The organism is Pseudomonas sp. PLMAX, assembly GCF_046042685.1.
GTDB classification, from domain to species: Bacteria; Pseudomonadota; Gammaproteobacteria; order Pseudomonadales; family Pseudomonadaceae; genus Aquipseudomonas; species Aquipseudomonas putida_AE.
The window spans coordinates 1,332,242-1,346,814 of record NZ_CP064949.1 but is presented as its reverse complement, the minus strand read 5'-3'; the positions used below and the strand labels follow the sequence as shown (position 1 = coordinate 1,346,814).

12 protein-coding genes are annotated in these 14,573 nt (G+C 62.7%); 4 read left to right on the top strand and 8 right to left on the bottom strand.

What is annotated here, in order from left to right:
* Positions 1-44: 44 nt before the first annotated feature.
* From DKB71_RS06070 to DKB71_RS06035, 8 genes are all read right to left on the bottom strand, one after another.
* A complete protein-coding gene (locus DKB71_RS06070; RefSeq protein WP_323608729.1) occupies positions 45-1,046 on the bottom strand; it encodes a PleD family two-component system response regulator in 1,002 nt (333 codons plus the stop codon).
* 46 nt (positions 1,047-1,092) lie between these two features.
* Positions 1,093-2,103, bottom strand: coding sequence for a chemotaxis response regulator protein-glutamate methylesterase (locus DKB71_RS06065; protein ID WP_408599877.1), 1,011 nt, complete (start codon positions 2,101-2,103; stop codon positions 1,093-1,095).
* Positions 2,100-4,373 carry a hybrid sensor histidine kinase/response regulator gene (locus DKB71_RS06060; RefSeq protein WP_408599876.1) on the bottom strand — a complete coding sequence of 758 codons (2,274 nt, stop codon included), beginning with the start codon at positions 4,371-4,373 and terminating at the stop codon, positions 2,100-2,102. Before DKB71_RS06060 ends, DKB71_RS06065 begins: the two co-directional genes overlap by 4 nt.
* Complete coding sequence (locus DKB71_RS06055) at positions 4,370-5,053, bottom strand: chemotaxis protein CheW (protein WP_274077203.1); 684 nt, start codon at positions 5,051-5,053, stop codon at positions 4,370-4,372. Before DKB71_RS06055 ends, DKB71_RS06060 begins: the two co-directional genes overlap by 4 nt.
* On the bottom strand, positions 5,050-6,321 hold the full coding sequence (locus DKB71_RS06050) for a CheR family methyltransferase (protein ID WP_408599875.1): 1,272 nt from the start codon (positions 6,319-6,321) through the stop codon (positions 5,050-5,052). The genes DKB71_RS06055 and DKB71_RS06050 overlap by 4 nt, the downstream gene beginning before the upstream one ends.
* Positions 6,318-6,854 carry a chemotaxis protein CheW gene (locus DKB71_RS06045; RefSeq protein ID WP_408599874.1) on the bottom strand — a complete coding sequence of 179 codons (537 nt, stop codon included), beginning with the start codon at positions 6,852-6,854 and terminating at the stop codon, positions 6,318-6,320. The genes DKB71_RS06050 and DKB71_RS06045 overlap by 4 nt, the downstream gene beginning before the upstream one ends.
* Positions 6,854-8,476, bottom strand: a complete 1,623-nt coding sequence (locus DKB71_RS06040; protein WP_274077206.1) for a methyl-accepting chemotaxis protein — start codon at positions 8,474-8,476, stop codon at positions 6,854-6,856. The genes DKB71_RS06045 and DKB71_RS06040 overlap by 1 nt, the downstream gene beginning before the upstream one ends.
* A gap of 198 nt (positions 8,477-8,674) precedes the next feature.
* Positions 8,675-9,397, bottom strand: coding sequence for a tellurite resistance TerB family protein (locus DKB71_RS06035; protein WP_408599873.1), 723 nt, complete (start codon positions 9,395-9,397; stop codon positions 8,675-8,677).
* A 189-nt stretch (positions 9,398-9,586) separates the two neighbouring features.
* Here DKB71_RS06035 and DKB71_RS06030 point away from each other — a divergent pair, with 189 nt between their 5' ends.
* The 4 genes from DKB71_RS06030 (at position 9,587) to DKB71_RS06015 (ending at position 14,572) form a co-directional block, all read left to right on the top strand.
* Complete coding sequence (locus tag DKB71_RS06030; protein WP_323608722.1) at positions 9,587-10,501, top strand: LysR family transcriptional regulator; 915 nt, start codon at positions 9,587-9,589, stop codon at positions 10,499-10,501.
* Positions 10,502-10,632: 131 nt separating this feature from the next.
* The gene (locus tag DKB71_RS06025; RefSeq protein WP_323629008.1) at positions 10,633-12,090 is read left to right on the top strand and encodes a gamma-aminobutyraldehyde dehydrogenase; all 1,458 of its coding nucleotides are present in this window, start codon (positions 10,633-10,635) and stop codon (positions 12,088-12,090) included.
* Positions 12,091-12,173: 83 nt separating this feature from the next.
* Entirely contained in the window at positions 12,174-13,325 is a 1,152-nt protein-coding gene (gene ydcS / locus DKB71_RS06020) for a putative ABC transporter substrate-binding protein YdcS (protein ID WP_408599871.1), read from the top strand.
* 209 nt (positions 13,326-13,534) lie between these two features.
* On the top strand, positions 13,535-14,572 hold the full coding sequence (locus DKB71_RS06015; RefSeq protein WP_408599870.1) for an ABC transporter ATP-binding protein: 1,038 nt from the start codon (positions 13,535-13,537) through the stop codon (positions 14,570-14,572).
* Position 14,573 lies beyond the last annotated feature (1 nt).

Below are 14,573 nucleotides of genomic sequence, written 5' to 3'. Positions count from 1 at the left end.
GCCCGGCTCCCACAGGTTCTATGTCGTTTGGTAGAAATTGCAGATCACTCAATCCCCACCTGATTCCGCCCATTGTGCTTCGCCAGATACAACCCCTTGTCCGCCGCCGAGATCAATTCCCGGCAATTGCTGCCTGCCGTCGGGGTGATGGTCGAGAGGCCGATGCTGATGGTCAGGCTCGAGCCTTCGGTCGGGGCTATATGCGGGATCTTCAGCGCCGCCACGGTCATCCGTAGTTTTTCCGCCACCAGGCGCGCGCCGCCGAGGGAGGTGTTGGGCAGCACCAGGGCGAACTCTTCGCCGCCGTAGCGGGCCGGCAGGTCGGAAGGCCGGGCGCAGGCGTCACGAATGGCCGCGGCGACCTGGCGCAGGGCTTCGTCGCCTTCCAGGTGGCCGAAGGTGTCGTTGTAGGTCTTGAAGTAGTCCACATCGATCATCAGCAGCGACAATTGGCTCTGCTCGCGCAGCGAACGGCGCCATTCCAGCTCCAGGTATTCATCGAAATGCCGACGGTTCGACAACCCGGTCAGGCCATCGGAGTTCATCAGGCGTTGCAGCACCAGGTTGGTGTCGAGCAGCTGCTGCTGGCTGACCCGCAAGGCGCGGTACGCCGCATCACGCTGCAGCAGCGTCATGTAGGAGCGCGAGTGATAGCGAATGCGCGCGACCAGTTCGATGTTGTCCGGCAGCTTGACCAGATAATCGTTGGCCCCGGCCGCGAACGCCGCGCTCTTGATCAGCGGGTCTTCCTTGGTTGACAGGACGATGATCGGAATGTCCTTGGTCGCCGGGTGTTTGCGGTATTCGCGCACCAGGCTCAGGCCGTCGAGGCCGGGCATGACCAGGTCCTGCAGGATCACCGTCGGCTTGATGCGCACGGCATGGGCAATGGCCTGGTGCGGGTCGGCGCAGAAGTGGAAGTCGATATTGTCTTCGTTCGACAACCCACGTCGAACTGCCTCGCCGATCATGGCCTGATCGTCCACCAACAGCACCATGGCGGCATTTTCGTCAGTCTTGAAGTCGTCGAGCTGTAATTCATTCATGTGCGTTCACCTGAAACTACTTGGGCCAGGATTGCTGTTGAGAGGGTCATTTGGGAAAAAGCTCCAGCAAACGAGGCGCTATCTTTTCCAGCGGGCGTATTTCCACAGCGGCATCGATGGCCGCAGCCGCCTTGGGCATGCCGTACACCGCGCTGCTCTGCTGGTCCTGCGCGATGGTCAGGTAACCTTGCTGGCGCATGAGTTTAAGCCCTTGCGCCCCATCACGCCCCATGCCGGTCAACAAAACGCCAACCGCATCACCGTTCCAGTAACTGGCCACGCTCTCGAAAAACACGTCGATGGAGGGCCGGTAGATCTCGTTGACCGGTTCGGCCGTGTAGGCCAGGGTGCCGTTCTTCAACAAACGAATATGGTGATTGGTGCCCGCCAGCAGCACGGTGCCGCTTTGCGGCGGTTCGCCCTCCTGGGCCAGGCGCACTCTCAGGCCGCTGGCACTGCCGAGCCATTCAGCCATGCCGGCGGCGAAGACCTGGTCGACGTGTTGCACCAGCACGATGGCCGGGGAAAAATACCGGGGCAGGCCCTTGAGCAGGATTTCCAGGGCCGCCGGCCCGCCAGCGGATGAACCGATGGCGATCAGGCTCTGGCGCGGGCCGCTACTGCGCGCGGGACTCGGTGCCGGTCGCTCCCGATTGCCCTTGTCGCCGATCAGCCAGCCGATGTTCATGATCTTGCGCAACAGCGGGGCCGCCGCTTCCTGGGGATTGCCTGCGCCGAGGGCGGGTGTGTCGACCACGTCCAGGGCGCCATGGCCCATGGCCTCGAATACCCGATGCACATTCTGCTGGCGATCGACGGTGACGATGACGATCGCGCAGGGCGTTTCAGCCATGATGCGCCGGGTGGCTTCCACGCCGTCCATCACCGGCATGATCAGGTCCATCAGGATCAGGTCCGGCGTCTGTTCGGCACACTTTCGCACCGCCTCCCGGCCATCGCCCGCCACCCAGATCACCTGGTGTGCCGGCTCGAAGGCCAATGCCCGGCGCAAGGCCTCCACGGCCATGGGCATGTCGTTGACTATTGCGATCCTCATGCCCGTGCTCCTCCAATGAGCTCAACCACTGCATCGAGCAGGGCATCGTCGTGAAAGCTGGCTTTGGCTAGATAATAGTCGGCCCCGGCGTCCAGTCCACGACGACGGTCTTCTTCACGATCCTTGTAGGACACCACCATCACCGGCAGCGATTGCAGGCGATTGTCCCGGCGCAACAACGACACCAGCTCGATGCCGTCCATGCGCGGCATATCGATGTCGGTGATCAGCAGGTCGAAATCCTCCGAGCGCAAGGCGTTCCAGCCATCCATGCCATCCACCGCCACGGCCACGTCATAACCTCGATTGAGCAACAACTTGCGCTGCAGCTCACGCACGGTCAGGGAGTCGTCGACCACCAGGATCCGCTTGCGGGCCGCTTCGACGGCCTGGCTGCTGTGACGCGCGATGCGCTCCAGGCGCCCGGTGTTGAGCAGTTTGTCCACCGAGCGCAGCATGTCCTCGACATCGACGATCAACACCACCGAACCGTCGTCGAGCAAGGCCCCGGCGGAGATATCCTGGATCTTGCCCAGACGCTCGTCCAGGGGCAGCACCACCAGGGTCCGCTCACCGATAAAGCGCTCGACCGCAACGCCATAAATCGTATCGCGCTCACGGATCACCACGACTTTCAGGGTTTGCTGAGCCAGCTGGTTCGCCGGGCGCTGCAGTAACTGGCTGGCCGCCACCAGTCCGACATGCCGGCCTTCGTGCCAGAAATGCTGGCGCCCCTCGACCTGGACGATATCCGCCGGTTCCAGATCGCACATGCGTTCGATGTGAGCCAGCGGGAAGGCATAGGCCTCGTCGCCCACTTCCACCACCAGGCTGCGCACCACCGACAAGGTCAGTGGCACTTCGAGATGGAAGCGGCTGCCCTGGCCCGCCGTCTGCTCCAGCACCACCGCGCCGCGTAACTGGCGGACCATGTGCTGCACCGCATCCAGGCCGACACCCCGCCCGGAGACTTCGGTGACCCTGTCGCGCAGGCTGAAGCCAGGCAGGAACAGGAACGTCAGCAGCTCCTCTTCACTCAGTTGCGCGGCGGTATCGGCCGGGGACAACTGGCGTTCGACGATGCTGCGCCGCACTTTTTCCAGATCGACGCCATGGCCATCATCGCTCAGCTCCAGCACCAGCAAGCCGGCTTGATGGGAGGCGCGCAGACGGATCAGGCCTTCCTGCGGCTTGCCGGCCAACAGGCGTTGTTCCGGGGTTTCGATTCCGTGATCCACGGCGTTGCGCAGCAGGTGCGTCAGGGGTGCTTCGAGTTTCTCCAGTACATCACGGTCGACCTGGGTTTTCTCGCCCTCGATTTCCAGCCGCACCTGCTTGCCGAGGCTACGACCGAGGTCGCGAACCATGCGTACCTGGCCGGTCAGGACATCGGCGAACGGCCGCATGCGACAGGCCAGGGCAGTGTCGTACAACACCTGCGCACGCTGGCTGGCCTGCCAGGCGAACTCATCCAGCTCGGCGTTTTTTTCTACCAATAATTGCTGGGACTCAGCCAGGAGCCGGCGGGCATCTTCGAGGGTTTCCCGGGCTTCCAGGCTCAGGGCCTGGTCCTTGAGATGGACGTTGAGGTTTTCCAGGGCCCGCAGGCTGTTGCTCTGCATGCGCTTGAGCCGCTGCATGGTGGCCAGGTGCGGTTTGAGCCGCAGGGTCTCCACCAGGGATTTGCTCGACAGATCAAGCAGGCTGTTCAGGCGCTCGGCCGTGACCCGCAGCACGCGCTCGCCGTTTTCGGTAGTGCGCCGGGGCTGTTTCGGCGAGACGGGCAGCGGCTCCGGCTCTTCCAACACCGGTGCGGGCGCTTCGAATTGCAGCTCTGCCATCAGCGGCGCGGCGGGTACCAGGTTCGCTACCTCGGCAGCCATCGGATCGAGCAAACGCCCCATCAACGCGACATAGGCGTCGATTTCCGCAGGCCCCGACACACTGTTCGGCGTCGCGATGCGCATCAGCAAATCGGTGCCTTGCAGCAGCGCGTCGATGTGCTCCGGCCGCAGGTACAGGCGCCCTTCCTGGGCACTGACCAGGCAATCTTCCATGACATGCGCGACGCTGACGCCGGCATCGACGCCGACGATTCGCGCCGCGCCTTTGAGCGAATGCGCCGCACGCATGCACGATTCGAGATGATCGGCCTGGGTCGGATCACGCTCCAGCGCCAACAGACCTGCGCTGAGCACCTGGGTCTGGGCCTCGGCTTCCAGACTGAACAGCTCCAACAAAGAGGAGTCGCGCATTTGCTCGGGGGTCATGTGAGGCTCCGGGTCACGGCGGACAACAACTGCTGTTCATCCAGCCAACGCAGGCTGCGACCTTTGAATTGCAGCACGCCACGGGTGTACTTGGCACTGGCCTGCGCGCCAGAGCGGGACGCCGCGTCGAGGATGCGTTCGTCGATGGCATGAATCCCGTCCACTTCGTCTACCGGCACCACCACCGGACCGCCGTGGGCGGCAATGATCAGCATCCGCGGCATGACCCGCGCACCAGTGGCCACGCTGCCGACGCTATCGAGCCCCAGCAACTCGACCAACGAGAGGCACGCCACCAGCGCGCCCCGCACATTCGCCACCCCGAGCAAGGCCCGGGAGCGCTGATGCGGCAAGGAGTGAATGGTTTGCAACGGCGCCACTTCCACCAGGCTGCGGGTGGCGAGCCCCAGCCATTCTTCGCCGAGGCGAAACATCAGCAGCGAACGGGTTTGCACCTCGCTCTCGACCTCAACGGACACTGAGCCGCGGTCCTCTTGCTGCAACGCGTAACGGTCCAGCAGACGCGTTGCAGCCGCCGAATACACCGCGCAGTTGCGGCAATGGATGTGTTCGATCAGCAGCGGGCAGGACTTGTCGCCATGGATGCCGATACGGTTCCAGCAATCATCGATGGCCTGGGCATCTTCATGGGTGACGCTCAAGGAGTCGGAGGCGATCATCGTTTACGCTCACTGTCAGCGGCGCGCTCGCTGCGGGCGGCGCGGTCCTGCAATCGTCTGGCTCCTTCGGTATCGCCCTGGGATTGCAGCAAGGCGGCAAGGTGCATCAACGCGTCGGCATGTTGCGGTTCGAGGTACAACGCCTTGCGATAAAAACCCTGGGCTTCGAGGACACTGCCGGCGACATCGCTGAGCAGTCCCAGCCAATAGAACACCTGGGCCACCGGCTCGTGGTGGCGTAGATATTGATCGCAGGCGGCGCGGGCTTCGGCGCTCTTGCCTTCGTTGGCCAGCGCGGCGACGTTGGCCAGCAATGCGGCGGCCTCGAAGTTGTTCGGTTTAAGCGGGTGCGATGCCTGCGCAACGCTGGCGAACGGGCGCCGTTGAGTCGGTACCGGCGCAATCCGGCGCACAGGTTGCGGCATCGGCAACGGCGTGGGGACGAATGCCGGCAGAGGTTCGGGCTCTGGAGCGCTATGACGACTGAAGGCAAAGGACTGCGCGATGCCAATCGAGCGCATGCCCAGGCGCCCCAGCAGGCTGCCTTCGGCCGGGCCGATAAACAGCACGCCGTCGACATGGGTCAAGCGCTTGAGCACCTCGAAAACCTGGTTTTGCGTCGGCAGGTCGAAGTAGATCAGCAGATTGCGGCAGAACACGAAGTCGTAGGGCGGCTCGGTGGCGAGCAAGGCCGGATCGAGCAGATTGCCCACCTGCAGGTGCACCTGATCCAAAACCCGCGCGCTGAGTCGATAGCCGTCGTTCTCGGCGCTGAAATAGCGGTCGCGAAAGGTTATGTCCTGTCCGCGAAAGGAATTCTTGCCGTACAACGCACGTCGCGCCTTGTCCACCGACAGCGGGCTGACGTCCATGCCGTCGACCTTGAACTGATGCGGCTTGAGCCCGGCATCCAGCAGTGCCATGGCGATCGAATAAGGCTCTTCACCGGTGGAACACGGCAGGCTGAGAATCCGCAGGGCGCGCATGTTGTTGAGATCGGCCAGGCGTCTGCTCGCCAGTTTCGCCAGGGTGGCGAAGGATTCCGGGTAACGGAAAAACCAGGTCTCGGGGACGATCACCGCTTCGATCAGCGCCTGCTGCTCGTCGCTTGAGCGCTGCAAGGTGTGCCAGTATTCGTCGGCCGTTTGCGCCTGGGACGCAGCACTGCGTTGACGCACCGCACGCTCGATGATCGCCGGGCCGACTGACGTCACGTCGAGGCCGATGCGTTCCTTGAGGAAATCGAAAAAGCGCTGGTCGCTGCTCATCGCTGCGCCTCCAGCCCGGTCAGGTCCAGGGGTGGCGTCGGGTACAACAGCGCACGCACCTGATCGTCCAGCAACTCGGCCACCCGCACCCATTGCAACAATCCCTGGGCATCCTCACGCACGGGCCCCAGATACCGCGCCTGGGGATTGTCCAGGCCATAGGGCTGAAAATCCGCCGGGTCGCAACGCAAGGTATCGGTGGCCCGTTCCAGGATCAGCCCGAGCAATTGCGCCTCGGCGGTTGCCTCCGGGCGGTAATGCACCAGCACTAACCGCGTGCTGGTGCGCGCCTGCGCGGGCGTGCCAAAAGCCAGGGCGCTGAGGTCGATGACCGGCACCACCGCGCCGCGATAGGCCAATACCCCGGCCACCCAGTGCGGCGCCTGGGCAATCGGCTTCAATGGCAGGCGCGGCAGCACTTCCGCCACCTCGATCGCCTGCAAGGCATAACGCTCGTGGCCGATGCGAAACACCAGAAACAACGCATGCGCCGCCTGTTTCACGACGACGCGCTTGACCGTGAGTTCGCTCATCAGACTTTGAATCGCGAGACGCCGCTACGCAGCCCGACGGCCACCTGGCTCAGCTCGTCGATAGCGAAACTGGCCTGGCGCAGGGATTCGACGGTCTGGCTGCTGGCATCGCCCAATTGCACCAGCGCGTGGTTGATCTGCTCGGCGCCGGTGGCCTGGGCCTGCATGCCTTCGTTGACCATCAATACCCGCGGCGCCAGCGCCTGGACCTGATGGATAATCTGCGACAGCTGTTCGCCGACCTGCTGCACCTCGAACATGCCACGGCGCACTTCCTCGGAAAACTTGTCCATGCCCATCACACCGGCCGACACCGCCGATTGAATCTCGCGCACCATCTGTTCGATGTCGTAGGTGGCGACGGCGGTCTGGTCAGCCAGGCGCCGGACTTCGGTGGCGACCACGGCAAAACCGCGACCGTATTCGCCGGCCTTCTCGGCTTCGATCGCCGCGTTGAGCGACAACAGGTTAGTCTGGTCGGCGACCTTGACGATGGTGACTACCACCTGGTTGATGTTGCCGGCCTTCTCGTTGAGGATTGCCAGCTTGGCGTTGACCAGGTCGGCCGCGCCCATCACCGAATGCATGGTTTCTTCCATGCGTGCCAGGCCCTGTTGCCCGGAGCCGGCGGCCACCGAGGCCTGGTCGGCGGCGGTGGACACTTCGGTCATGGTGCGCACCAGGTCACGGGAGGTGGCGGCGATTTCACGGGAAGTCGCGCCGATTTCAGTGGTGGTCGCGGCCGTTTCGGTGGCGGTGGCCTGTTGTTGCTTGGAGGTCGCGGCGATCTCGGTGACCGAGGTGGTCACCTGCACCGACGAGCGCTGGGCCTGGGACACCAGGGAGGTCAGCTCGGCCATCATGTCGTTGAAGCCGGTTTCCACGGCACCAAATTCGTCCTTGCGCTCAAGATTCAGGCGCGTGCTCAGATCGCCCGTGCGCATGATTTCGAGGATTTGCACGATGCGATTCATCGGCGCCATGATCGCGCGCATCAACAGCAGGCCGCAGAGGCCGGCGGCCAGCACGGCGAACACCAGGGAAATACCCATGATGACTTTCGCGGTGATCACCGCATCGTCGATGGCTGCAACAGCCTGGTCTGCCACGGCTTTGTTGTGACGCAGAATTTCGCTGAGCTTCATGCGCCCGGCCGTCCAGGTCGGGGTTAGCTCTTCGTTGAACATCCTGATGGCTTCGGCGTCCTGATTGCGTTTATGCAACTCGGTAACGGCAATCAGGATCCGGTGGTAATCCGCGTGGAGTTTTTCAAAGGCGGCGTACTCGACCTTGTCCTCGTCCGTGGTGACCGTCTGGCGATAAAGCTCCATCTGGTCCAGCAGACGCGCGGAGAAGTCCTTGAAGTCTGACGCATCCTTGGTGGTGAAGCCCTGCCCCTGTTCCAGGCCGAGCATCTCCAGCATCCGCAGATAACTGTCGGACCAGGCGCCGCGCACCATCGAGCTGTAATACAACCCCGGCAGCGCATCCTCACGAACGCTGGCTTCGCTGCTCTCGATCTTCAACAGGCGCGAATACGAGACGACCACCATCAGCAACATGATGGCGATAATTACCGCAAAGCTCGCCAAAATGCGTTGGCGCAACGTCCAGTTCTTCACAGTCAATCCTCGGGGGCATTTCGAAATGCGGGGAGTATAGCCGAGGGCACTGTTTCATTTATAAGACGGTTGCGCCAGTTCTTATCCCGTGGGCAAAAAAGCGTGATTGACAGGATCAAAGTCAAAAGATCGCAGCCTTCGGCAGCTCCTACGCGCCTGTGGGCGCCGCCGCAGGCTGCGATCTTTCAAGGCAGACGCCTACAGGGAAGCCTGGCGAACCTGTTTCTCCAGCTCGGCCTTCAATCCCGGTTCCAGCTTGAGCTGGCGCGCCAGTTCATCGAGGTAGGACTTCTCCATGAAGCTCTCCTCATCCACCAGCATCACGCTGGCGATGTACATTTCCGCAGCCATTTCCGGAGTGCTGGCAGCGCGGGCGACATCACTGGGGTCCAGCGGTTTGTTCAGTTCGGCGTGCAGCCAGTGTTGCAGCTCCTGGTCGTTGTCGAGCTTGCTGAACTCGCCTTCGATCAGCTCGCGTTCGCGCGCATCGACATGACCGTCGGCCTTGGCCGCAGCCACCAGGGCCTTGAGAATCGCCTGGCTGTGCTGCTCGACTTGCGCCGGCGGCAATCGATCGAGGGTTTGCGGTTCGGTCCTCGGCGCCGTGCCCTGCTGGGCCTGCCAGTTGCCGTAGGCCTTGTAGGCCAGCACGCCCAATGCAGCGAGACCGCCATAGACCGCGACCTTGCCCCCGACCTTGCGCGCCTTCTTGTTACCCAGCAGCAGGCCCATGGCCCCGGCGGCCAACGCCCCCCCGCCCGCACCGGAGAGCAGGCTGCCGAGACCGCCCGAGCCTCCGGTGCCGCCGAGTAACCCGCCCAATCCTGCGTTGGACGAGGTGTTACGGGCACCACCGGTCTTGTTCTGCAACATGTCCTGACCGGATTTGAGTAGCTGGTCGAGCAATCCACGGGTGTTCATTTTCCGCCTCCACTAAAAGGTACAACCAGACCTTAAGGCCACCAGCCTAGATCGAAAGTGCCCGAAAACGGCCTGTTAGATTGCTTCCAGATGTTGCTCACGCTTTGCGCGGGTGACTTACAGATACCCTCTAAAAAAACGATATACACTCGATAAAATCTATAAAACTGCCCACCGGGTACGCTCTTCATGATGACCTTGCGTCAAATCCGTCATTTCATTGCCGTGGCCGAGACCGGCTCGATCTCCGCCGCCGCGCAAACCGCGTTCATTTCCCAGTCCACCCTGACCCTGGCGATCCAGCAACTGGAGCAGGAAATCGGCGTCGGCCTGTTCAATCGCCACGCCAAGGGCATGACCCTGACCCATCAGGGGCACCAGTTCCTGCGCCAGGCGCATTTGATCCTGGCTACCGTGGACAACGCCAAGCGCAGCCTGCAACAAAGCACCGACCAGGTGGCCGGGCAATTGATCGTCGGGGTGACCAGCCTGGTGGCCGGTTACTACCTGGCGGACCTGCTCACGCGTTTCCAGCGCGCCTACCCCAACGTCGAAATCCGCGTGATGGAAGACGAACGCCCTTACATCGAACACTTGCTGGTCAGCGGCGAGATCGATGTTGGCGTGTTGATCCTCTCCAACCTCGAAGACCGCCACGCCCTGCAGACCGAAGTGCTGACCCATTCGCCCCATCGGCTGTGGCTGCCGGCCCAGCACCCGCTGCTGGAACACGACAGCATCAACCTTGCCGACGTGGCCCGCGAACCGCTGATTCAATTGAACGTCGATGAAATGGACCGCAATGCCCAGCGCATGTGGACAGCCGCCTCCCTGCAACCGCGCATCACCCTGCGCACCGCCTCGACCGAAGCGGTGCGTAGCCTGGTGGCTGCCGGCCTTGGCGTGTCGATCCAGCCCGACATGACTTACCGGCCATGGTCACTGGAGGGCGACATCATCGAAGCGCGGCCGATTGCCGACCTCAGCCATACCTTGGATGTCGGCCTGGCCTGGCGCCGCGGGACCGCGCGCCCGGCCCTGGTGGACCCGTTCCTGACCGTCGCCCGCGAGCAACCCCACGGCGGGCGCAAGCCATCTATTTAATCGAACGCCGCCTTCAGTATTTAGAATTTGTCGACCTCGGGTCTGCGCACTAGTCTTGATGCATCCATATAAGACGGCCAGCCCCAGTCACAGGGAGCAACATGGCCACACAAGAAAAGAGAACCCGCAAAATGGCTGGCGCGCAGACCCCGTTGTTCACCGCATTGTTGATCGAGGGTGAATTGGTCGCCGGGCAAGGCCGTGTCGAACCGATTCTCAACCCGGCCACAGGCGAAGTCCTGACGCACATCGCCGAAGCCAGCACCGAACAAGTCGAAGCCGCCATCCTCGCCGCCCACCGCGCCTTTGCCGGGTGGTCGCGAACCACGCCGCAGCAGCGCTCGAACCTGTTGCTCGATATCGCCAACGCCATCGAAAAAAACGCCGACCTGCTCGCCCGCCTCGAATCCCTGAACTGCGGCAAGCCGTTGCACCTGGCCCGCCAGGACGACCTGAGCGCCACGGTCGATGTGTTCCGCTTTTTCGCGGGCGCCGTGCGCTGCCAGACCGGCCAGCTCAGCGGCGAGTACCTGCCCGGGTACACCAGCATGGTGCGTCGTGATCCTATTGGAGTGGTTGCGTCCATCGCGCCGTGGAATTACCCGATCATGATGGCCGCGTGGAAAATCGCCCCGGCCCTGGCCGCCGGCAACACCCTGGTGTTCAAGCCATCGGAGCACACGCCCCTGTCGATCCTGGCGTTGGCCCCGGCGCTGGCCGAGATCCTGCCGCCCGGCGTGATCAACATTGTCTGCGGTGGCGGCGAAGGCGTCGGCAGTCATCTGGTCAGCCACCCCAAGGTGCGCATGGTGTCGCTGACCGGCGATATCGTCACCGGGCAGAAAATCCTCCAGGCCGCGGCAAAAACCCTCAAGCGCACGCACCTCGAACTGGGCGGCAAAGCGCCGGTGATCGTCTGTAACGATGCCGACATCCAGGCGGTGGTCGAAGGCGTGCGCACCTACGGCTACTACAACGCCGGGCAGGATTGCACCGCCGCTTGCCGGGTGTATGCCCAGGCCGGCATTCACGACCGCCTGGTGGCCGAACTCGGCGCGGCGGTCAGCAGCCTGCGTTTCGCCGGCAAACGCGATGCCGACAACGAAATCGGCCCGCTGATCAGCACCCGCCAGCGCGACCGCGTGGCCAGTTTCGTCGAACGCGCCCTCGGCCAGCCTCATATCGAACGGGTGACCGGTGCGGCGGTGCATTCCGGCGCCGGCTTCTATTACCAGCCGACGTTGCTCGCCGGTTGCAAGCAAGGCGATGAAATCGTCCAGCGCGAAGTGTTCGGGCCGGTGGTCACCGTGACCCGATTCGATCAACTCGAACAAGCCGTGGACTGGGCCAACGACTCGGAATACGGCCTGGCCTCCTCGGTCTGGACCCAGAACCTGGACAAGGCGATGCAGGTCGCGGCGCGCTTGCAGTATGGCTGCACCTGGATCAACAGCCATTTCATGCTGGTCAGCGAGATGCCCCACGGCGGGCTCAAGCGATCGGGCTACGGCAAGGACCTGTCCAGCGATTCGCTCCAGGACTACAGCGTGGTGCGGCACATCATGGCCCGCCACGGGCAGCATCTCTGACTACGCTAATAACAAGCCGATAGCGGCATGCTTCACCACGTTCACCACTGCCCCGACCATAATTTGAAGAAGAGGGAAATTCCATGTTCGTGCACAAGACCGCACTGCTCAGTGCAATCACCACCGCGCTGCTGGCCAGTGCCAGTGCCCAGGCCGCCGAGCCGTTGCAGGCTGTCGGTGCCGGCGAAGGGCAACTCGATATCGTGGCGTGGCCCGGCTACATCGAACGTGGCGAAAGCGACAAGGCCTACGACTGGGTGACCGGTTTCGAGAAGGAAACCGGCTGCAAGGTGAACGTTAAAACCGCGGCGACCTCCGATGAGATGGTCAGCCTGATGGCCAAGGGCGGTTATGACCTGGTGACGGCGTCCGGCGACGCTTCCTTGCGCCTGATCGTCGGCAAGCGAGTGCAGCCGATCAACACGACGTTGATCCCGAACTGGAAGAACCTCGACCCGCGCCTGAAAGATGCGCCGTGGTACGTGGTCAACAACCAGACCTATGGCACCCCGTACCAGTGGGGTCCTAACGTATTGATGTACAACACCAACGTCTTCAAGACCGCGCCCGACAGCTGGGGCGTGTTGTTCAATGCCGAAAACCTGCCGGATGGCAAGCCGAACAAGGGCCGCGTTCAGGCCTATGACGGCCCGATCTACATCGCCGACGCGGCGCTGTACCTCAAGACCGCCAAGCCGGAACTGGGCATCCAGAATCCCTACGAACTGACCGAAGCGCAATACAAGGCGGTGCTCGATCTGTTGCGCGCGCAGCAGCCGTTGATCCACCGCTACTGGCACGACACCACCGTACAGATGAGTGATTTCAAGAACGAAGGCGTGGTGGCGTCCGGGGCCTGGCCGTATCAGGTCAACGGCCTGGTCAACGAGAAACAGCCGATCGCCTCGACCATCCCGAAGGAAGGCGCCACCGGATGGGCCGATACCACCATGCTGCATGCCGAAGCCAAGCACCCCAACTGTGCCTACAAATGGATGGACTGGTCGCTGCAACCGAAAGTCCAGGGTGACGTGGCGGCGTGGTTCGGTTCGTTGCCAGCGGTACCGGCCGCGTGCAAGGAAAGCGAATTGCTCGGCGCCGAAGGTTGCAAGACCAATGGGTTCGACCAGTTCGACAAGATCGCCTTCTGGAAAACCCCACAGGCCGAAGGCGGCAAGTTCGTGCCGTACAGCCGCTGGACCCAGGACTACATCGCGATCATGGGCGGCAGATAGTTTGTGAGATGACACCGCCCCTGTGGGAGCGGGCTTGCTCGCGAAGAGGCCATCACATCCAGCATTGATGTTGCCTGACACACTGCATTCGCGAGCAAGCCCGCTCCCACAGGGGATCTCTACAGCCAGTACACCGTATTCGATTCAGATTTTTCAGAAGTCCAGGCAGGGCCGCTGCGACGGCCCTCGCCTTTTCGGAGCACCGCACCATGACGCTTGCAGTCCAGTTCACCAACGTTTCCCGTCAGTTCGGCGAAGTGAAAGCCGTTGACCGGGTTTCCATCGACATCCAGGACGGCGAGTTCTTCTCCATGCTCGGGCCCTCAGGCTCGGGCAAAACCACCTGCCTGCGCCTGATCGCCGGTTTTGAACAACCGAGCGCGGGCTCGATCCGCATTCATGGCGAGGAGGCCGCCGGCCTGCCGCCGTACCAGCGTGACGTGAACACCGTGTTCCAGGATTACGCGCTGTTCCCACACATGAACGTACTCGACAACGTCGCCTATGGCTTGAAAGTCAAAGGCGTCGGCAAAACCGAACGCCGCAAACGCGCCGAAGAAGCCCTCGACATGGTCGCCCTCGGCGGTTACGGCGAGCGCAAACCGGTGCAACTGTCCGGTGGCCAGCGCCAGCGCGTAGCCCTTGCCCGCGCCCTGGTCAACCGTCCGCGTGTGCTGCTGCTCGACGAACCCTTGGGCGCGCTCGACCTGAAGCTGCGCGAGCAAATGCAGAGTGAACTGAAGAAGCTGCAACGCCAGCTCGGCATCACCTTTATCTTCGTCACCCACGACCAGACCGAAGCGCTGTCGATGTCCGATCGCGTCGCCGTGTTCAACAAGGGTCGCATCGAACAGGTCGATTCGCCGCGTATCCTGTACATGAAACCGGCGACCACCTTCGTCGCCGAATTCGTCGGCACGTCCAACGTGATTCGCGGCGATCTGGCGCAGCAGTTGAGCGGCAATCCACAACCGTTTTCGATTCGCCCGGAACACGTGCGTTTCGCCGAAGGCCCACTGGCCGCGCACGAAATCGAAGTCAGCGGTTTACTGCACGACATCCAGTACCAGGGCAGCGCCACACGTTATGAACTGAAGCTGGAAAATGGCCAGACCCTGAACATCAGCCAGGCCAACAATCAGTGGCTCGATACCAGCGCGCAACATCAGACCGGGCAACGCCTCAGCGCACGCTGGGCGCGCGAAGCGATGATCCCGTTGCACGACACCATCGTGGGTGGGGCGTGAA